This window comes from Streptomyces sp. NPDC096339 (assembly GCF_044762985.1).
Taxonomy (GTDB): Bacteria; Actinomycetota; Actinomycetes; order Streptomycetales; family Streptomycetaceae; genus Streptomyces.
Window position 1 is genome coordinate 192,750 of sequence record NZ_JBIWFI010000003.1, and the last position, 19,383, is coordinate 212,132.

A 19,383-nucleotide genomic window follows, 5' to 3' on the forward strand; every position below is an offset into this window, starting at 1 on the left:
AACCCCCTCGGACGTGGGAGGATCGGGTACGGCGGGTCAGGGCCGCGCACCCGATCGCGCCATCGCTGTACCAGGCGCGAGCATGAGGAGCATCGTTGAGCAGGTTGCGTTGGCTGACCGCCGGGGAGTCGCACGGACCGGCGCTGGTTGCGACGCTGGAGGGGCTTCCCGCCGGCGTTCCGGTCACCACTGAGTTGGTGGCCGACCACCTGGCCCGTCGCCGGCTCGGTTATGGGCGCGGCGCCCGCATGAAGTTCGAGCAGGACGAGATCACCTTCCTGGGCGGTGTCCGGCACGGGCTCTCGCTCGGTTCCCCCGTAGCGGTCATGGTCGGCAACAGCGAGTGGCCCAAGTGGGAGACGGTCATGTCGGCCGACCCGGTCGACCCCTCGCTGCTCAAGGACACGGGCCGCAACGCGGCGCTGACCCGCCCGCGACCCGGTCACGCCGACCTCGCGGGCATGCAGAAGTACGGCTTCGACGAGGCCCGGCCGATCCTGGAGCGCGCGAGCGCCCGTGAGACGGCCGCCCGCGTCGCCCTCGGCGCTATCGCCCGGTCCTTCCTCAAGGAGGTCGCCGGGATCGAGATCGTCTCGCACGTGGTGGAACTGGCCGCGGCCAAGGCCCCGTACGGCGTCTACCCGACCCCCGCGGACGTGGAGAAGCTCGACGCCGACCCGGTGCGCTGCCTCGACGCCGACGCGAGCAAGGCGATGGTCGCCGAGATCGACCAGGCCCACAAGGACGGCGACACCCTCGGTGGCGTGGTCGAGGTCCTGGCCTACGGCGTGCCCGTCGGCCTCGGCTCGCACGTCCACTGGGACCGCCGCCTCGACGCCCGCCTCGCCGGCGCGCTCATGGGCATCCAGGCGATCAAGGGCGTCGAGGTCGGCGACGGCTTCGAGCTCGCCCGCGTCCCCGGCTCCAAGGCCCACGACGAGATCGTCTCCACCCCCGAGGGCCTCAAGCGCACCTCCGGCCGCGCCGGCGGCACCGAGGGCGGTCTGACCACCGGCGAGCTGCTGCGCGTCCGCGCCGCGATGAAGCCCATCGCGACCGTGCCGCGCGCACTGGCCACCGTGGACGTCGCCACCGGTGAGGCGACGGTGGCCCACCACCAGCGCTCCGACGTGTGTGCCGTCCCCGCCGCCGGCATCGTCGCCGAGGCGATGGTCGCGCTCGTGCTGGCCGACGCGGTCGTCGAGAAGTTCGGCGGCGACTCGGTCCCCGAGACCCGCCGCAACGTGCAGGCGTACCTCGACAACCTGCAGATCCGGTGACGGGCGGACCGATCGTCGTACTCGTCGGCCCCATGGGTTCCGGCAAGTCCACGGTCGGCGGCCTGCTCGCCGACCGGCTCGGCGTCCCCTACCGGGACACCGACGCGGACATCGTCGCCGCCCAGGGCCGCGAGATCTCCGACATCTTCGTCGACGAGGGCGAGCCGTACTTCCGTGAGCTGGAGAGGGAGGCGGTCGCCGCCGCCCTCGCCGGGCACACGGGAGTCCTCGCCCTCGGCGGCGGCGCCGTCCTCGACGAGGGCACCCGCGCGCTGCTGTCGGGCCTGCCCGTCGTCTACCTGTCGATGGACGTCGAGGAAGCCGTGCGGCGCGTCGGCCTCGGCGCCGCGCGCCCGCTGCTCGCCGTCAACCCGCGCCGCCAGTGGCGCGAGCTGATGGAGGCCCGGCGCCACCTGTACACCGAAGTCGCGCGCGTCGTCGTCGCCACCGACGACCGCACCCCCGAAGAGGTCGCCCAGGCGGTCCTCGACGCTCTGGAGTTGAAGGACGTATGACGGACCAGGTGACGCGGATCCAGGTCGGCGCGAGTGCGGGCCACGACGCGTACGAGGTGCTCGTCGGGCACCAGTTGCTCGGCGAGCTCGGCACCCTCGTCGGTACGAAGGCCCAGCGGGTCGCCGTGATCCACCCCGAGGCGCTGGCCTCGACCGGTGAGGCACTGCGCGACGACCTCGCCGAGCAGGGCTACGAGGCGATCGCCATCCAGGTGCCGAACGCCGAGGAGGCCAAGACCGCCGAGGTCGCCGCGTACTGCTGGAAGGCGCTCGGCCAGTCCGGCTTCACCCGCACCGACGTCATCGTCGGCGTCGGCGGGGGAGCCACCACCGACCTGGCGGGCTTCGTCGCGGCCACCTGGCTGCGCGGGGTCCGCTGGATCGCCGTACCGACCACCGTCCTCGCGATGGTGGACGCCGCGGTCGGCGGCAAGACCGGCATCAACACCGCCGAGGGCAAGAACCTGGTGGGCTCCTTCCACCCGCCGGCCGGTGTGCTGTGCGACCTGGCGGCGCTGGAATCCCTGCCCGTCAACGACTACGTCAGCGGTCTCGCCGAGATCATCAAGGCCGGATTCATCTCCGACCCGAAGATCCTCGAACTGATCGAGGAGGACCCGCAGGCGGCCCGTACCCCGGCCGGCCCGCACACCTCCGAGCTGATCGTGCGGTCGATCCAGGTCAAGGCCGACGTGGTCTCCAGCGACCTCAAGGAATCGGGGCTGCGCGAGATCCTCAACTACGGCCACACCCTCGCGCACGCCATCGAGAAGAACGAGCGCTACAAGTGGCGGCACGGCGCGGCCGTGTCGGTCGGCATGGTCTTCGCCGCCGAGCTGGGTCGCCTCGCGGGCCGCCTCGACGACGCGACGGCGGACCGGCACAAGACGGTCCTCGCCGCGGTCGGCCTGCCCCTGACCTACCGCGGTGACCAGTGGCCCAAGCTGCTCCAGACCATGCAGGTCGACAAGAAGTCGCGCGGCAACCTGCTGCGCTTCATCGTCCTCGACGGGCTGGGCAAGCCGACCGTCCTGGAGGGCCCCGACCCGGCGCACCTGATCGCCGCGTACGGAGAGGTGTCCGCGTGAGCCGGCGCGTGTTCGTCCTGAACGGGCCGAACCTGGGCCGGCTCGGCTCCCGCGAGCCCGACGTCTACGGGGCCACCTCGTACGCCGGGCTGGTGGAGAGCTGCCGCTCGCTCGGCGAGGAGCTCGGCTTCGACGTCGAGGTCCGCGAGACCAACGACGAGGGCGAGATCGTACGCTGGCTCCACGAGGCGGCGGACGGCAAGATTCCCGTCGTGATCAACCCGGGTGCCTTCACGCACTACTCGTACGCCATGCGGGACGCGGCGGCGCAGCGCACCGCGCCGCTGATCGAGGTACACATCTCGAACCCGTACGCCCGTGAGGCGTTCCGGCACACCTCGGTCATCGCGGCCGTGGCGACCGGTACGGTGGCGGGCTTCGGCCTCGGTTCGTACCGGCTGGCACTGCGCGCACTGGCGGAGGAAGTCTCGCTCTGACGGTGCGAGTGGGAGGCGGGGCCTCCGCTGTCATATAACGTTCTCGCATCAGTCGCCTGAACGAGACGGAGTGGCAGCGGATGCACCAGGGAACGGGCGGCGGCGCGGGCTGGGGGCAGGCGGGGCACCTCCCGCCGACGCCTCCGCAGCCTCCGATACCTCCGGCGCACGGCTGGCCCGGCCAGCCACCCGCGCACCCGGGCCTTCCCCCGCACCCGGCGCACCCGGGCCAGCACCCGCCGGTCCCGGGCGCGCCCCCGCACGTACCGCCGCCGGCCGTGCCGGAGGCGACCGGGCACATCCCGCTCCCGCCGGCCGCGCCGAGCACCGGCGGGGCCGTCCTCGCCGTGCTGCTGATCGGCCCGGCCGGTGCGGGCAAGACCACCGTGGCCCGGCACTGGGCGAGCACCCGGCCCGTGCCGACCGCCCACGTCAGCCTCGACGACGTCCGCGAGTGGGTGTGCTCGGGCTTCGCCGATCCGCAGGCGGGCTGGAACGAGCACTCGGAAGCCCAGTACCGCCTGGCCCGCCGCACCTGCGGCTTCGCCGCCCGCAACTACCTGGCCAACGGGATCTCCTGCATCCTCGACGACGCCGTCTTCCCGGACCGGCCGGTGGTCGGCCTCGGCGGCTGGAAGCGGCACGTGGGCCCCGCGCTGCTGCCGGTGGTACTGCTGCCCGGGCTGGAGATCGTCCTGGAACGCAACGCGGCCCGCTCCGGCAACCGGCGGCTCTCCGACGAGGAGGTCGCGCGGATCCACGGGCGGATGGCGGGCTGGTACGGCTCCGGCCTGCCGATCATCGACAACTCGCACCTGGATGTGGAGGGCACCGCGCGCGCCCTCGACGAAGCCTTGGCGCGTGCGCTGGCCTAGCGGAGCCCCGATGCGCCCTGCGGCGCCGCTCCTGGGGCTCCGCCCCAGACCCCGCTCCTCAAACGCCGGAGGGGCTGGATGTGGCCGGCGTCGGTCTGGAAGTGCGCGCCTTTCGTGTCCGGGCGGGCTGGATCGCCCGCAGGGCGATTCCAGCCCCGCCGGCGTTTGAGGCGCGGGGGCTCGGGGGCGGAGCCCCCGCAGCGGCGCCGCACGGCACGAACGGGGAGCCCGGCGGCAGCGCACCGGCGCGGACGGACGCGCTCACCAGGCCGGATGCGCCGGGCGCTCGTAGGCTCGAAGACATGTCAGACGTGTACGCCGCACGCCGCGGCCTGCTCCGTGACCGCTGCGCCGCCGCGGGGAACGCCGCCGCGCTGATCACGCGTCCGGCCAACGTCCGCTACCTCTCCGGGGCGTCCCCGCAGGGCGCCGTGCTGCTCGTCGGGCCGGTCGAGGACGTGCTGTTCTGCGCCGCCCCGCCCACGGGTGAGGTCGACGAGGGCCGCGTCGACGAGGGCCTGCGGGTCTCCGTCCTGACGGGCCCCGGCGGGGACCCGGCCGTCGCCGCCGCGGACATGGCGGCGGCCGTGCGCGCCGAATCCCTCGCGGTGGAGGAGCACCACCTCACCGTCGGCCGCCACCGCGCCCTGCGCTCCGTGGCGCCCCGGCTGCGCCTCGCCGACCTCGGGACGGCCGTGGAGCAGCAGCGCCTCGTCAAGGACGAGGAGGAGATCACCTGCCTGCGGATCGCCGCCGAGATCGCCGACCAGGCCCTCGGGGAGCTGCTGGAGTCCATCCTGGTCGGCCGCACCGAACGCCACCTCGCCCTGGAACTGGAGCGACGCCTCGTCGACCACGGCGCCGACGGCCCCGCCTTCCCGACCTCGGTGGGCACCGGCCCGCACTCCGGCCGCTCCCGGCACCGTCCCTCCGACCGCAGGGTCGAGGAGGGCGACTTCCTCTCCGTCTGCCTCGGCGCCAACTACCGCGGCTACCGGTGCGAGATCGGCCGTACCTTCGTGATCGGCACCACCCCCGCCGACTGGCAGATCGAGCTGTACGACCTCGTCTTCAGGGCCCAGCGGGCCGGACGGGAGGCCCTGCTCCCCGGTGCCGCGTACCGGGACGTGGATCACGCGGCGCGCTCCGTACTGGACTCCGCCGGCCACGGGGAAGCCCTCGCTCCGTGGACCGGACACGGTGTCGGCCTCGAAATCGACGAGGACCCGCAGCTTGCACCTACGGCAATGGGTAAACTGGACGCTTGCGTGCCGGTCACCGTCGAACCGGGGGTTCACCTCCCGGGCCGGGGAGGTGTCCGGATCGATGACACGCTCGTCGTACGCCCCGAGGCGGACGGCGGTCCCGAGCTACTCACCATTACGACCAAGGAGCTGCTCGCGCTCTAGCCCGCACCGCCGGGTAGTGCGCGCCTCCCTGGTCTTCCAGTGCAGGAGATTCCGCAACCGTGGCTTCCACGAACGACCTCAAGAACGGCATGGTGCTCAAGCTCGACGGTGACCAGCTCTGGTCCGTCGTCGAGTTCCAGCACGTCAAGCCCGGCAAGGGCCCGGCCTTCGTGCGCACCAAGCTCAAGCACGTGCTCTCCGGCAAGGTCGTCGACAAGACGTTCAACGCCGGCACGAAGGTCGAGACGGCCACCATCGACCGCCGCGACATGCAGTTCTCGTACATGGACGGCGACTACTTCGTCTTCATGGACATGGACACCTACGACCAGCTGATGGTCGACAAGAAGGCCGTCGGCGACGCCGCCAACTTCCTCATCGAGGGCTTCACCGCCTCCGTGGCCCAGCACGAGGGCGAGGTGCTCTACGTCGAGCTCCCGGCCGCCGTCGAGCTGACCATCCAGCACACCGACCCGGGCGTCCAGGGCGACCGCTCCACCGGTGGCACCAAGCCGGCGACGCTGGAGACCGGTCACGAGATCCAGGTCCCGCTCTTCGTCACCACCGGCGAGAAGATCAAGGTCGACACCCGCAACAGCTCCTACCTCGGCCGGGTGAACAGCTAACCGTGGCTGCCCGGAGCAACGCGCGCAAGCGCGCTTTCCAGATCCTGTTCGAGGCCGACCAGCGCGGGGTGCCCGTGCGCGAGGTCCTCGCGGACTGGATCCGCCACGCGCGGTCGGACGACCGGCAGCCGCCGGTCAGCGCCTTCACGATGGATCTCGTCGAGGGTTACGCCGACAAGGTGAACCGCATCGACGACCTGATCGTCACCTATGCCGTGGACTGGGAGCTCGACCGCATGCCGGTCGCGGACCGGAACATCCTGCGGCTCGGTGCCTACGAGCTGATCTGGGTGGACGACACCCCGGACGCCGTGGCCATCGACGAGGCCGTCCAGCTGGCCAAGGAATTCTCGACGGACGATTCCCCCGCGTTCGTCAACGGGCTGCTGGCCCGCTTCAAGGACCTGAAGCCGAGCCTGCGCCGAGGCGAATAGCCTCCTGCGGGTCCATTCGGATCGAGCGGAGGGGCCGCAGCGAAAGCTGCGGCCCCTCCGCTTTTCGCTTCGGTGCTTCACCGCTCCAGGACCGTGCTCATGGCCGCCCGGACGCGAAACGGCGGGTGCCGGGAGCCTCTCGGACTCCCGGCACCCGCCGGTAAACGTTTCTTCTGGGTCTGCCCGGACTAGATGTCCTCGTGGGCCACCGCACGACGGGCATCCGCGTCCAGGACGCCCCAGCTGATCAGCTGCTCGGTCAGGACCGAGGGGGACTGGTCGTAGATGACGGCCAGCGTGCGCAGGTCGTCCTGGCGGATCGACAGCACCTTGCCGTTGTAGTCGCCGCGCTGGCTCTGGATCGTGGCCGCGTAACGCTGGAGCGGGCCGGCCTTCTCGGCGGGCACGCCCGCCAGGCGCTCCAGGTCCAGACGCAGCTTCGGCGGCGGCTCGGCGGCCCCGCCGGGAGTGGTGCCGGGCAGCAGTTCCTGCACCGGAACCCCGTAGAAGTCCGCCAGCTCGGCGAGGCGCTGGACGGTCACGGCGCGGTCCCCGCGCTCGTAGGACCCGACCACCACGGCCTTCCACCGGCCCTGCGACTTCTCCTCGACACCATGGAGGGAGAGGCCCTGCTGGGTGCGGATGGCGCGGAGCTTGGCCCCGAGCTGTTTGGCGTATTCGCTGGACATAACGCTCCCGGACGCTGTGACGCTGTGACGATATGGACAACGCGACCACGTGCGGCTCCGCCGCGCGGTTGGTAACTCACTGTGAGGTTACGCAGCGTTACTTGGGTGCGTCAAGCCGAATGGTCTGCATCGCCCCCTTAAGAGGAGCCCCAGGAGCCCCGTGCGCGCCCCCGCGCACCAGCCCGGTGCCCGTTCACCGCCGCGCCCCTGGTACCGTGTGAGACGTACATCAGACGTCCTTTAAGGTCCGTCCCGTGAGGCGGAGAAGGAGGTCCTTTTCATGGACGCTCAGAACGCTGACGTCATGCGCCCCGTGCTGGAGGCGCAGGACATCGCCCGGGTCCTGACCCGCATCGCCCACGAGATCGTCGAACGCGCCAAGGGCGCCGGCGACGTGGTGCTCCTCGGCATCCCCACCCGCGGTGTCTTCCTCGCCCGCCGGCTGGCCGCCAAGCTCGAAGAGATCACCGGCGCGAAGATCCCGGTCGGCTCCCTCGACATCACCATGTACCGCGACGACCTGCGGATGAAGCCCGCCCGCGCGATCGGTCGCACCGAGATCCCCGGCGACGACATCGACGGACGCCTCGTCGTCCTGGTCGACGACGTGCTCTTCTCCGGCCGCACCATCCGCGCCGCCCTCGACGCCCTCGGCGACCTCGGCCGCCCCCGCGCCGTGCAGCTGGCCGTCCTCGTCGACCGCGGTCACCGCGAACTTCCGATCCGTGCCGACTACGTCGGCAAGAACCTCCCCACGTCGCTGCGGGAGATCGTCAAGGTCCAGCTCCAGGAGGAGGACGGCCGTGACGCCGTGCTGCTCGGCCAGCGGACCGCCCAGGCAGCCGGGCACTAGCCCGTACGAGCGGACGGACGAGCCCGGCTCCGGCCCGGGCCCGCGGCCGCAGCCTGCCCTGCTCGAACCCCAGCCTGCCCTCCTGACCTACGGAGCCATCCAGATGAAGCGCCATCTCATCTCGGCCGCCGATCTCACGCGCGACGACGCCGTCCTGATCCTCGACACCGCCGAGGAGATGGCACGCGTCGCGGACCGGCCGATAAAGAAGCTGCCCACCCTCCGCGGCCTGACCGTCGTCAACCTCTTCTTCGAGGACTCGACCCGCACCCGGATCTCGTTCGAGGCCGCCGCCAAGCGGCTGTCCGCCGACGTCATCAACTTCTCCGCCAAGGGTTCCTCGGTTTCCAAGGGCGAATCCCTCAAGGACACCGCGCTGACCCTGGAGGCCATGGGCGCCGACGCGGTGGTCATCCGCCACCACGCCTCCGGCGCGCCCTACCGGCTCGCGACCTCCGGCTGGATCGACTCCGCCGTGATCAACGCCGGCGACGGCACCCACGAGCACCCCACCCAGGCCCTGCTGGACGCCTTCACCATGCGTCGCCGCCTGGTCGGCCGCGACGCCGGGCTCGGCAAGGACCTGAACGGCCGCCGGATCACCATCGTCGGCGACGTCCTGCACAGCCGGGTGGCCCGCTCCAACGTGCAGCTGCTGCACACCCTCGGCGCCGAGGTCACCGTCGTGGCCCCGCCGACCCTGGTCCCGATCGGCGTCGAGAGCTGGCCCTGCGAGGTCTCGTACAACCTCGACGACGTGCTGCCGAAGTCCGACGCTGTGATGATGCTGCGTGTGCAGCGCGAACGCATGAACGCCGCCTTCTTCCCGACCGAGCGCGAGTACTCCCGCCGGTACGGGCTCGACGGCGACCGCATGGCGAAGATGCCCGAGCACGCGATCGTGATGCACCCCGGCCCGATGAACCGCGGCATGGAGATCACCGCCGAGGTCGCCGACTCCGACCGCTGCACGGCCGTCGAGCAGGTCGCCAACGGCGTGTCCACCCGGATGGCCGTCCTGTACCTGCTGCTCGGAGGCTCCGAGCCCGCCGTCACCACCACCAGCACGCCCCGCATCGAGGAGAGCAAGTAAAGATGAGCAAGATCCTGATCCGTGGCGCGAAGGTACTCGGTGGCGAGGCGCAGGACGTCCTGATCGACGGCGAGACCATCGCAGAGGTCGGCACCGGGCTGTCCGCCGAGGGCGCGACCGTCATCGAGGCCGAGGGCCAGGTCCTCCTCCCCGGTCTCGTCGACCTGCACACCCACCTGCGCGAGCCCGGCCGCGAGGACTCCGAGACCGTCCTGACCGGCACCCGCGCCGCCGCGAGCGGCGGCTACACCGCCGTCTTCGCCATGGCGAACACCTTCCCGGTCGCCGACACCGCCGGCGTCGTCGAGCAGGTCTGGCGGCTGGGCAAGGAGTCCGGCTACTGCGACGTGCAGCCCATCGGCGCCGTCACCGTCGGCCTGGAGGGCAAGCAGCTCTCCGAGCTCGGCGCCATGCACGACTCCGCCGCCCGCGTCACCGTCTTCTCCGACGACGGCAAGTGCGTGGACGACGCCGTGATCATGCGCCGCGCCCTGGAGTACGTGAAGGCCTTCGGCGGCGTCGTCGCCCAGCACGCCCAGGAGCCCCGCCTCACCGAGGGCGCCCAGATGAACGAGGGCGTCGTCTCCGCCGAGCTGGGTCTGGGCGGCTGGCCGGCCGTCGCCGAGGAGTCGATCATCGCCCGCGACGTCCTGCTCGCCGAGCACGTCGGCTCCCGCGTCCACATCTGCCACCTCTCCACCGCCGGCTCCGTCGAGATCGTCCGCTGGGCCAAGTCCCGCGGCATCGACGTGACCGCCGAGGTCACCCCGCACCACCTGCTCCTCACCGACGAGCTCGTGCGCTCGTACAACGCGGTCTACAAGGTCAACCCGCCGCTGCGCACCGAGAAGGACGTGCTGGCCCTGCGCGAGGCGCTCGCCGACGGCACGATCGACATCGTCGCCACCGACCACGCCCCGCACCCGCACGAGGACAAGGACTGCGAGTGGGCCGCCGCCGCCATGGGCATGGTGGGCCTGGAGACCGCGCTCTCCGTCGTCCAGCAGACGATGGTGGAGACCGGACTGCTCGACTGGGCGGGCGTCGCCGAGCGCATGTCCTTCGCCCCGGCGCGCATCGGCGGCCTGGAGAACCACGGCCGTCCCGTCTCGGCAGGTGAACCCGCGAACCTGACCTTGGTCGATACCTCGTACCGTGGTGTCGTGGACCCCGCACACTTCGCCTCCCGCAGCCGCAACACGCCTTACGAGGGCCGTGAGCTGCCGGGTCGCGTCACTCACACCTTCCTGCGGGGCCGGGCAACGGTCGTGGACGGGACGCTGGCGTGACACCTGCAGTAATCCAACTGGCCGCCGAGGCCGCCGAACGGCAGTCGGCGGAGGTGACCAGCTTCGGCGCCCGCATGGCGTGGGTCGTCGGCCTGGCCGTCTTCGTCGCGTTCGTCTACTGGCTGATGCGGCAAGGCTGGAAATGGCGAGGAGCCCTGCAGAACGACCTGCCGGAGCTCCCCGCCGCCCCCGACGGTCTCCCCGAGCACCGGCTGGCCCTGACCGGCCGGTACCACGGGTCCACCACCGCCGGACAGTGGCTCGACCGGATCGTCGCCCACGGCCTGGGCCTCCGCAGCCGGGTGGAGCTCACGCTCACCGACGCGGGCCTCGACGTGGTCCGACCGGGTGCCAACGACTTCTTCGTACCGGCCGCGCAGCTGCGCGGCGCCCGCCTCGACAAGGGAATCGCGGGCAAGGTACTCACCGAGGGCGGACTGCTCGTCGTCACATGGGCGCACGGCGACAAGCTGATCGACTCGGGATTCCGCTCCGACCGCGCGGCCGAACACGCCGCCTGGGTCGAAGCCATCAATCACATGAACCAATCCATCACGACGGAAGGCGCCGAACGATGACGACCTCCACCAGGGGAGCAGACAAAACTCCCGCCGTACTCGTCCTGGAGGACGGTCGGATCTTCCGCGGCCGCGCCTACGGCGCCCACGGGGAGACCTTCGGTGAGGCCGTGTTCTCCACCGGCATGACCGGCTACCAGGAGACCCTCACCGACCCGTCGTACCACCGGCAGGTCGTCGTGATGACCGCCCCGCACGTGGGCAACACCGGCGTCAACGACGAGGACCCCGAGTCCTCCCGCATCTGGGTGTCCGGTTACGTCGTGCGCGACCCCGCGCGCATCCCCTCCAACTGGCGCTCCCAGCGCTCGCTGGACGAGGAGCTCGTCCACCAGGGCGTCGTCGGCATCTGCGGCGTCGACACCCGGGCGCTCACCCGCCACCTGCGCGAGCGCGGCGCCATGCGCGTCGGCATCTTCTCCGGCAACGCCGTCGCCGACGACGGCACGCTCCTCGCGAAGGTCCGCCAGGCCCCCGAGATGAAGGGCGCGAACCTCTCCGCCGAGGTCGCCACCAAGGAGACCTACGTGGTCCCCGCCATCGGTGAGAAGAAGTTCACCGTGGCCGCCGTCGACCTGGGCATCAAGGGCATGACCCCGCACCGGATGGCCGAGCGCGGCATCGAGGTGCACGTGCTGCCCGCCACCGCCACCGTCGAGGACGTGTACGCGGTCAACCCGGACGGCGTGTTCTTCTCCAACGGCCCGGGCGACCCGGCCACCGCCGACGGCCCCGTCGCCGTCATGCAGGGCGTCCTGGAGCGCAAGACCCCGCTCTTCGGCATCTGCTTCGGCAACCAGATCCTGGGCCGCGCGCTCGGCTTCGGCACCTACAAGCTGAAGTACGGCCACCGCGGCATCAACCAGCCGGTGCAGGACCGCACCACGGGCAAGGTCGAGGTCACCGCGCACAACCACGGCTTCGCCGTCGACGCGCCCCTCGACAAGGTCTCCGAGACCCCCTACGGCCGCGCCGAGGTCTCCCACGTCTGCCTGAACGACCAGGTCGTCGAGGGCCTCCAGCTGCTCGACCAGCCGGCCTTCAGCGTCCAGTACCACCCCGAGGCTGCCGCAGGCCCGCACGACGCCGCGTACCTCTTCGACCGCTTCGTTTCCCTGATGGAGGCCGATCGTGCCTAAGCGCACCGATATCCAGTCCGTCCTGGTCATCGGCTCCGGCCCGATCGTCATCGGCCAGGCCGCCGAGTTCGACTACTCCGGCACCCAGGCCTGCCGCGTCCTCAAGGCCGAGGGCCTGCGCGTCATCCTGGTGAACTCCAACCCGGCGACGATCATGACCGACCCGGAGATCGCCGACGCCACGTACGTCGAGCCGATCACCCCGGAGTTCGTCGAGAAGATCATCGCGAAGGAGCGCCCCGACGCGCTGCTCCCGACCCTCGGCGGCCAGACCGCGCTCAACACCGCGATCTCCATGCACGAGCAGGGTGTGCTGGAGAAGTACGGCGTCGAGCTCATCGGCGCCAACGTCGAGGCCATCAACAAGGGCGAGGACCGCGACCTCTTCAAGGGCGTCGTCGAGGCCGTCAAGGAGAAGATCGGCTACGGCGAGTCCGCCCGGTCCGTCATCTGCCACTCGATGGACGACGTCATCGCGGGCGTCGACACCCTCGGCGGCTACCCCGTCGTCGTGCGCCCCTCCTTCACCATGGGCGGCGCCGGCTCCGGCTTCGCGCACGACGAGGAGGAGCTGCGCCGCATCGCCGGCCAGGGCCTGACGCTCTCCCCGACCACCGAGGTGCTCCTGGAGGAGTCCATCCTCGGCTGGAAGGAGTACGAGCTGGAGCTGATGCGCGACACCAAGGACAACGTGGTCGTCGTCTGCTCCATCGAGAACTTCGACCCGATGGGCGTCCACACCGGTGACTCGATCACCGTCGCCCCGGCGATGACGCTCACCGACCGCGAGTACCAGCGCCTGCGCGACATCGGCATCGCGATCATCCGCGAGGTCGGCGTCGACACCGGCGGCTGCAACATCCAGTTCGCGATCGACCCGGTCGACGGCCGCGTCATCGTCATCGAGATGAACCCGCGCGTCTCCCGCTCCTCGGCGCTCGCGTCGAAGGCCACCGGCTTCCCGATCGCCAAGATCGCCGCCAAGCTGGCCATCGGCTACACGCTCGACGAGGTCCCCAACGACATCACCGAGAAGACGCCGGCCTCCTTCGAGCCGACCCTCGACTACGTCGTCGTCAAGGCCCCGCGCTTCGCCTTCGAGAAGTTCCCGGTCGCCGACGCCACCCTCACCACCACCATGAAGTCGGTGGGCGAGGCCATGGCCATCGGCCGCAACTTCACCGAAGCCCTCCAGAAGGCCCTGCGCTCCCTGGAGAAGAAGGGCTCGCAGTTCACCTTCGTCGGCCCGGTCGGCGACAAGGCGGAGCTCCTGGCCACCGCGGTCCGCCCGACCGACGGCCGCATCAACACCGTCATGCAGGCCATCCGCGCCGGCGCCACCCAGGAAGAGGTCTTCGAGTCCACGAAGATCGACCCCTGGTTCGTCGACCAGCTCTTCCTGATCAAGGAGATCGCCGACGAGCTGGCCGGCGCCGAGAAGCTCTACCCCGAGCTGCTCGCCGAAGCCAAGCGCCACGGCTTCTCCGACGCCCAGATCGCGGAGATCCGCGGCCTGCGCGAGGACGTAGTCCGCGAGGTCCGCCACGCGCTGGGCATCCGCCCGGTCTACAAGACGGTCGACACCTGCGCCGCCGAGTTCGCCGCGAAGACCCCGTACTTCTACTCGTCCTACGACGAGGAGTCCGAGGTCGCCCCGCGCGAGAAGCCCGCGGTGATCATCCTGGGCTCCGGCCCGAACCGCATCGGCCAGGGCATCGAGTTCGACTACTCCTGCGTCCACGCCTCGTTCGCGCTCAGCGACGCGGGCTACGAGACCGTGATGGTCAACTGCAACCCGGAGACCGTCTCCACCGACTACGACACCTCCGACCGCCTGTACTTCGAGCCGCTCACGCTCGAGGACGTGCTGGAGATCGTCCACGCCGAGTCCCTCGCGGGCCCGATCGCGGGCGTCGTCGTACAGCTCGGCGGCCAGACCCCGCTGGGTCTCGCCCAGGCACTCAAGGACAACGGCGTCCCCGTCGTCGGCACCTCCCCGGAGGCCATCCACGCCGCCGAGGACCGCGGCGCCTTCGGCCAGGTCCTCGCCGACGCCGGCCTGCCCGCCCCCAAGCACGGCACCGCCACCACCTTCGCGGGCGCCAAGGCGATCGCCGACGAGATCGGTTACCCGGTCCTCGTCCGCCCGTCCTACGTGCTCGGCGGCCGCGGCATGGAGATCGTCTACGACGAGACCCGCCTGGAGTCGTACATCGCCGAGTCCACCGAGATCAGCCCCACCCGGCCGGTCCTGGTCGACCGCTTCCTCGACGACGCCATCGAGATCGACGTCGACGCCCTCTACGACGGCCACGAGCTCTACCTCGGCGGCGTCATGGAGCACATCGAGGAAGCCGGCATCCACTCCGGCGACTCGGCCTGCGCCCTGCCCCCGATCACCCTCGGCGGCTACGACATCAAGCGCCTGCGCGCCTCCACCGAGGCCATCGCCAAGGGCGTCGGCGTCCGCGGCCTGATCAACATCCAGTTCGCGATGGCGGGTGACATCCTCTACGTCCTGGAGGCCAACCCGCGCGCCTCCCGGACCGTCCCCTTCACCTCGAAGGCGACCGCCGTCCCGCTCGCGAAGGCCGCCGCCCGCATCTCGCTCGGCACCACCATCGCCGAGCTGCGCGCCGAAGGCCTGCTGCCGAAGACCGGCGACGGCGGCACCCTGCCGATCGACGCGCCGATCTCCGTCAAGGAGGCCGTCATGCCGTGGTCGCGCTTCCGCGACATCCACGGCCGCGGCGTGGACACCGTCCTCGGCCCGGAGATGCGCTCCACCGGCGAGGTCATGGGCATCGACGCCGTCTTCGGCACCGCCTACGCCAAGTCCCAGGCCGGCGCCTACGGCCCGCTGCCCACCAAGGGCCGCGCGTTCATCTCGGTCGCCAACCGCGACAAGCGCTCGATGATCTTCCCGGCGCGCGAGCTCGTCGCCCACGGCTTCGAGCTGCTCGCCACCTCCGGCACCGCCGAGGTGCTGCGCCGCAACGGCATCAACGCCACCGTGGTGCGCAAGCTCAGCGAGGGCGAGGGCCCGAACGGCGAGAAGACCATCGTCCAGCTCATCCACGACGGCCAGGTCGACCTGATCGTCAACACCCCGTACGGCACCGGCGGCCGCCTCGACGGCTACGAGATCCGCACGGCGGCCGTGGCGCGCAGCGTCCCGTGCCTGACCACGGTCCAGGCGCTCGCCGCGGCCGTCCAGGGCATCGACGCGCTCAACCACGGTGACGTGGGCGTCCGCTCCCTCCAGGAGCACGCGGAGCACCTGACCGCGGCCCGCGACTAACAGCCCGTACGAAAGGGGGGCACCGGCGACAGCGACCGGTGTCCCCCCTTTCATGAGCGCGAAAGGGATATTTCGGACGATGTACAAACTGTTCTTCAACCTCGTCTTCAAGCGGATGGACCCCGAGCAGGCCCACTACATGGCCTTCCGCTGGATCCGCCTCGCGGCCCGCACCCCGGTGCTGCGCACCTTCGTCGCGGCCGCGCTCGCGCCCCGCTACAAGGAACTGCGCACCGAGGCCCTCGGCCTGCGGATGCACGGCCCCTTCGGCCTCGCGGCCGGCTTCGACAAGAACGCCGTCGCCATCGACGGCATGTCGATGCTCGGCTTCGACCACATCGAGATCGGCACCGTCACCGCCCAGGCCCAGCCCGGCAACCCGAAGAAGCGCCTCTTCCGGCTCGTGCCGGACCGCGCGCTGATCAACCGGATGGGCTTCAACAACGAGGGCTCGGCGGCCGTCGCGGAGCGCCTGGCGGCCCGCAACCCCGTCTTCAAGACCGTGGTCGGCGTCAACATCGGCAAGACCAAGGTCGTCCCCGAGGAAGAGGCCGTCGGCGACTACGTCACCTCCACCGAGCGCCTGGCGCGCCACGCCGACTACCTCGTCGTGAACGTCTCCTCGCCCAACACGCCCGGCCTGCGCAACCTCCAGGCCACCGAGTCGCTGCGCCCGCTGCTGACCGCCGTACGGGAAGCCGCCGACCGGGTCGTCACGGACCGCCGGGTCCCGCTGCTGGTGAAGATCGCCCCGGACCTCGCGGACGAGGACGTCGACGCCGTCGCCGACCTCGCCCTGGAACTGGGCCTCGACGGCATCATCGCCACGAACACCACGATCGCCCGCGAGGGCCTCGGGCTGAAGTCCTCGCCGTCCCTGGTGAAGGAGACCGGCGGCCTGTCCGGCGCCCCCGTCAAGGAACGCTCCCTGGAGGTCCTGAGGCGCCTGTACGCCCGCGTGGGCGACCGGATCGTGCTGGTGGGCGTCGGGGGCATCGAGAACGCCGAGGACGCCTGGCAGCGGATCCTGGCGGGCGCCACCCTGATCCAGGGCTACAGCGCATTCATCTACGAGGGCCCCTTCTACGCCCGCGCCATCCACAAGGGCCTGGCCGCGCGCCTGGCCACCAGCCCGTACGCGACGCTCGCCGAAGCGGTGGGCGCGGAGACCCGAAAGGCCGCGAAGTGAGCCCTGTGACCCCGTTCGGCACCCGCCTCCGCGAGGCGATGGACACCCGCGGGCCGCTGTGCGTGGGCATCGACCCGCACGCCGCGCTGCTGGAGCAGTGGGGCCTGTCGGACGACATCGCGGGCCTGGAGCGCTTCTCCCGCACGGTCGTCGAGGCGCTGGCGGACTCGGTGGCGGTCTTCAAGCCGCAGGCGGCCTTCTTCGAGCGGTTCGGCTCGCGGGGCGTCGCGGTGCTGGAGCGGACCGTGGCCGACGCCCGCGCGGCCGGCACGCTGGTCGTCATGGACGCCAAGCGCGGCGACATCGGCTCGACCATGGCCGCCTACGCCTCCGCCTTCCTGGACCCGGCCTCGCCGCTCTTCTCCGACGCGCTGACGGTCTCCCCGTACCTGGGCTACGGCTCGCTGCGGCCGGCGGTGGAACTCGCGCGGGAGTCCGGAGCGGGCCTGTTCGTCCTGGCCCTGACCTCGAACCCGGAGGGGGCCGAGGTCCAGCGGGCCGTGCGCGAGGACGGCCGGTCGATCGGCGCGACGATGCTGGCGCACCTGGCGGCGGAGAACGCGGGCGCGGAGCCGATGGGTTCCTTCGGCGCGGTCGTGGGCGCCACGCTGGGCGACCTGTCCTCCTTCGACCTGGACATCAACGGGCCGCTGCTGGCGCCCGGCCTGGGGGCGCAGGGCGCGACCGCGGCGGACCTGCCCAAGGTCTTCGGCGCGGCCGTGCGCAACGTCGTGCCGAACGTGTCGCGGGGCGTGCTGAAGCACGGACCGGACGTGGCGGCCCTGCGCGCGAGCGCGGCCGCCTTCGCCGAGGAGATCCGAGAGGCCGTCTCCGGGGCGTAACGGCCTGCGGCCACGGCCACGGCCACCCATCACGGCGGGGCCCCGGGGGCTGCCCCGGGGCCCCGCCGCGATCGCCGGCGCGGCTCACGATCCCGGGGCTCCGCCCCGGACCCCGCTCCTCAAACGCCGGAGGGGCCGAAAGCCCGGGGAGCGGCTCCGCGGCACGGAGGTGCGGACCTCGTGGAAACGCGGATTCGGCTCCGCCGGCCAGGCGCGTCGCACGTCTTGACGAAAATCGAACGGCCTTCATCGGACAAAACCGGGGTGTTATGTCCTTGATGTACGGTTCAGTGGAGGCTGACCAGGACTTTTCGTCCGTTCTCGCTGACTCAGGCGGCCTTGGCCGCTAGTCTCCGAGCAGAGTGAACGCGCAGCGAACGAGTAATACCGCTGTTCGGGAGCTCGTGTGGTGTGGTGCCCTCGGGTTACCCACTGGTCCGTATCCGACAGTTCGACATCCGAGGTGACGTAGGCGTGGCTCTTCCGCCCCTTACCCCTGAACAGCGCGCAGCCGCGCTCGAAAAGGCCGCCGCGGCTCGCCGGGAGCGGGCCGAGGTCAAGAATCGACTCAAGCACTCCGGCGCCTCCCTCCAGGAGGTCATCAAGACGGGGCAGGAGAACGACGTCATCGGCAAGATGAAGGTCTCCGCCCTGCTGGAGTCCCTGCCCGGCGTGGGCAAGGTCCGCGCGAAGCAGATCATGGAGCGCCTCGGCATCTCCGAGTCACGGCGTGTCCGAGGTCTCGGCTCCAACCAGATCGCCTCTCTGGAGCGCGAGTTCGGCAGCACCGGCGCCTGAGGCGTCGACTGAAGTTCTCCCGGCGTTCTCAGGCAGTCCCGAGAACCTGGATAATCGCTCTATGGCAGCAGAGGTTCGTCCGCGGCTGACCGTGCTCTCCGGCCCTTCGGGGGTCGGCAAGAGCACGGTCGTCGCGCATATGCGCAAGGTCCACCCCGAGGTCTGGCTCTCGGTGTCGGCCACCACCCGCAAGCCGCGGCCCGGTGAGCGACACGGAGTCCAGTACTTCTTCGTCAACGACGACGAGTTCGACAAGCTGATCGCCAACGGCGAGCTGCTGGAGTGGGCCGAGTTCGCGGGCAACCGCTACGGCACACCGCGCGGCGCGGTGCTGGAACGCCTGGACAACGGCGAGCCGGTACTGCTGGAGATCGACCTCCAGGGCGCACGGCTCGTCCGCGAGTCGATGCCCGAGGCCCAACTGGTCTTCCTGGCCCCGCCGAGCTGGGACGAGTTGGTCCGCCGGCTGACCGGCCGGGGCACGGAATCGCCCGAGGTGATCGAGCGCCGACTCGACACCGCCAAGATCGAACTGGCTGCCGAGTCCGAGTTCGACACCACCCTGGTCAACACCTCCGTCGAGGACGTGGCGCGTGAGCTGCTAGCCTTGATGGAAGTTGTCTGATCTTTTATCCATCTTCGGAAGGTAGAGCGTGTCCTCTTCCATCACCGCGCCCGAGGGCATCATCAACCCGCCGATCGACGAGCTGCTCGAGGCCACGGACTCGAAGTACAGCCTCGTGATCTACGCGGCCAAGCGCGCGCGTCAGATCAACGCGTACTACTCGCAGCTCGGTGAGGGCCTGCTGGAGTACGTCGGCCCGCTGGTGGACACCCACGTCCACGAGAAGCCGCTCTCGATCGCACTGCGCGAGATCAACGCGGGTCTGCTGACCTCCGAGGCCATCGAGGCCCCGGCCCAGTAAGGCACGAGAACATCACCACAGG

At 70.8% G+C, this 19,383-nt stretch carries 20 protein-coding genes; 19 read left to right on the plus strand and 1 reads right to left on the minus strand.

Annotation, left to right across the window (positions count from 1 at the left end):
* The first annotated feature begins 95 nt into the window (after positions 1 to 95).
* From aroC to nusB, 8 genes are all read left to right on the plus strand, one after another.
* Positions 96 to 1,280 carry a chorismate synthase gene (aroC, locus tag ACIQ5Y_RS07500; protein WP_403876154.1) on the plus strand — a complete coding sequence of 395 codons (1,185 nt, stop codon included), beginning with the start codon at positions 96 to 98 and terminating at the stop codon, positions 1,278 to 1,280.
* Positions 1,277 to 1,795, plus strand: coding sequence for a shikimate kinase (locus ACIQ5Y_RS07505; protein WP_403876157.1), 519 nt, complete (start codon positions 1,277 to 1,279; stop codon positions 1,793 to 1,795). Before aroC ends, ACIQ5Y_RS07505 begins: the two co-directional genes overlap by 4 nt.
* A complete protein-coding gene (gene aroB, locus ACIQ5Y_RS07510) occupies positions 1,792 to 2,883 on the plus strand; it encodes a 3-dehydroquinate synthase (RefSeq protein WP_403876160.1) in 1,092 nt (363 codons plus the stop codon). The genes ACIQ5Y_RS07505 and aroB overlap by 4 nt, the downstream gene beginning before the upstream one ends.
* Positions 2,880 to 3,320 carry a type II 3-dehydroquinate dehydratase gene (gene aroQ, locus ACIQ5Y_RS07515; RefSeq protein WP_384593673.1) on the plus strand — a complete coding sequence of 147 codons (441 nt, stop codon included), beginning with the start codon at positions 2,880 to 2,882 and terminating at the stop codon, positions 3,318 to 3,320. The genes aroB and aroQ overlap by 4 nt, the downstream gene beginning before the upstream one ends.
* A gap of 80 nt (positions 3,321 to 3,400) precedes the next feature.
* Positions 3,401 to 4,195 (plus strand): AAA family ATPase, encoded by a 795-nt coding sequence (locus ACIQ5Y_RS07520; RefSeq protein WP_403876163.1) that lies wholly within the window; start codon positions 3,401 to 3,403, stop codon positions 4,193 to 4,195.
* Positions 4,196 to 4,497: 302 nt separating this feature from the next.
* Positions 4,498 to 5,604, plus strand: coding sequence for an aminopeptidase P family protein (locus tag ACIQ5Y_RS07525; protein WP_403876166.1), 1,107 nt, complete (start codon positions 4,498 to 4,500; stop codon positions 5,602 to 5,604).
* A 59-nt stretch (positions 5,605 to 5,663) separates the two neighbouring features.
* A complete protein-coding gene (gene efp, locus ACIQ5Y_RS07530) occupies positions 5,664 to 6,230 on the plus strand; it encodes an elongation factor P (RefSeq protein WP_365172657.1) in 567 nt (188 codons plus the stop codon).
* Between the two features lie 2 nt (positions 6,231 to 6,232).
* Positions 6,233 to 6,664, plus strand: coding sequence for a transcription antitermination factor NusB (gene nusB, locus ACIQ5Y_RS07535; RefSeq protein WP_403876170.1), 432 nt, complete (start codon positions 6,233 to 6,235; stop codon positions 6,662 to 6,664).
* A gap of 188 nt (positions 6,665 to 6,852) precedes the next feature.
* Here the strand turns inward: nusB and bldD are convergent, their stop codons facing one another.
* Entirely contained in the window at positions 6,853 to 7,353 is a 501-nt protein-coding gene (gene bldD / locus ACIQ5Y_RS07540; RefSeq protein ID WP_007263032.1) for a transcriptional regulator BldD, read from the minus strand.
* Between the two features lie 280 nt (positions 7,354 to 7,633).
* Between bldD and pyrR the strand changes: the two genes are divergently transcribed.
* The 11 genes from pyrR to rpoZ all read left to right on the plus strand — a co-directional run bounded on the left by pyrR (position 7,634) and on the right by rpoZ (position 19,361).
* Positions 7,634 to 8,206 (plus strand): bifunctional pyr operon transcriptional regulator/uracil phosphoribosyltransferase PyrR, encoded by a 573-nt coding sequence (pyrR, locus tag ACIQ5Y_RS07545; RefSeq protein ID WP_403876173.1) that lies wholly within the window; start codon positions 7,634 to 7,636, stop codon positions 8,204 to 8,206.
* Positions 8,207 to 8,309: 103 nt separating this feature from the next.
* Positions 8,310 to 9,299 (plus strand): aspartate carbamoyltransferase catalytic subunit, encoded by a 990-nt coding sequence (locus tag ACIQ5Y_RS07550; RefSeq protein WP_403876176.1) that lies wholly within the window; start codon positions 8,310 to 8,312, stop codon positions 9,297 to 9,299.
* Between the two features lie 2 nt (positions 9,300 to 9,301).
* The gene (locus tag ACIQ5Y_RS07555; RefSeq protein ID WP_403876178.1) at positions 9,302 to 10,588 is read left to right on the plus strand and encodes a dihydroorotase; all 1,287 of its coding nucleotides are present in this window, start codon (positions 9,302 to 9,304) and stop codon (positions 10,586 to 10,588) included.
* Positions 10,585 to 11,166: a hypothetical protein gene (locus tag ACIQ5Y_RS07560; RefSeq protein WP_403876181.1), complete on the plus strand. Its 582-nt coding sequence runs from the start codon at positions 10,585 to 10,587 to the stop codon at positions 11,164 to 11,166. Before ACIQ5Y_RS07555 ends, ACIQ5Y_RS07560 begins: the two co-directional genes overlap by 4 nt.
* Positions 11,163 to 12,305: a glutamine-hydrolyzing carbamoyl-phosphate synthase small subunit gene (gene carA, locus ACIQ5Y_RS07565; protein ID WP_403876183.1), complete on the plus strand. Its 1,143-nt coding sequence runs from the start codon at positions 11,163 to 11,165 to the stop codon at positions 12,303 to 12,305. Before ACIQ5Y_RS07560 ends, carA begins: the two co-directional genes overlap by 4 nt.
* Positions 12,298 to 15,606 carry a carbamoyl-phosphate synthase large subunit gene (gene carB / locus ACIQ5Y_RS07570; protein WP_403876186.1) on the plus strand — a complete coding sequence of 1,103 codons (3,309 nt, stop codon included), beginning with the start codon at positions 12,298 to 12,300 and terminating at the stop codon, positions 15,604 to 15,606. The genes carA and carB overlap by 8 nt, the downstream gene beginning before the upstream one ends.
* Positions 15,607 to 15,685: 79 nt before the next feature.
* Positions 15,686 to 16,795 (plus strand): quinone-dependent dihydroorotate dehydrogenase, encoded by a 1,110-nt coding sequence (locus tag ACIQ5Y_RS07575; protein WP_403876189.1) that lies wholly within the window; start codon positions 15,686 to 15,688, stop codon positions 16,793 to 16,795.
* Positions 16,792 to 17,637, plus strand: coding sequence for an orotidine-5'-phosphate decarboxylase (pyrF, locus tag ACIQ5Y_RS07580; RefSeq protein ID WP_403876192.1), 846 nt, complete (start codon positions 16,792 to 16,794; stop codon positions 17,635 to 17,637). The genes ACIQ5Y_RS07575 and pyrF overlap by 4 nt, the downstream gene beginning before the upstream one ends.
* Before the next feature lie 474 nt (positions 17,638 to 18,111).
* Positions 18,112 to 18,435 carry an integration host factor gene (locus tag ACIQ5Y_RS07585; protein WP_030008746.1) on the plus strand — a complete coding sequence of 108 codons (324 nt, stop codon included), beginning with the start codon at positions 18,112 to 18,114 and terminating at the stop codon, positions 18,433 to 18,435.
* A gap of 61 nt (positions 18,436 to 18,496) precedes the next feature.
* Complete coding sequence (gmk, locus tag ACIQ5Y_RS07590; RefSeq protein WP_376662360.1) at positions 18,497 to 19,060, plus strand: guanylate kinase; 564 nt, start codon at positions 18,497 to 18,499, stop codon at positions 19,058 to 19,060.
* Positions 19,061 to 19,088: 28 nt separating this feature from the next.
* Complete coding sequence (rpoZ, locus tag ACIQ5Y_RS07595) at positions 19,089 to 19,361, plus strand: DNA-directed RNA polymerase subunit omega (RefSeq protein WP_004948662.1); 273 nt, start codon at positions 19,089 to 19,091, stop codon at positions 19,359 to 19,361.
* The last annotated feature ends 22 nt before the right edge of the window (positions 19,362 to 19,383 follow it).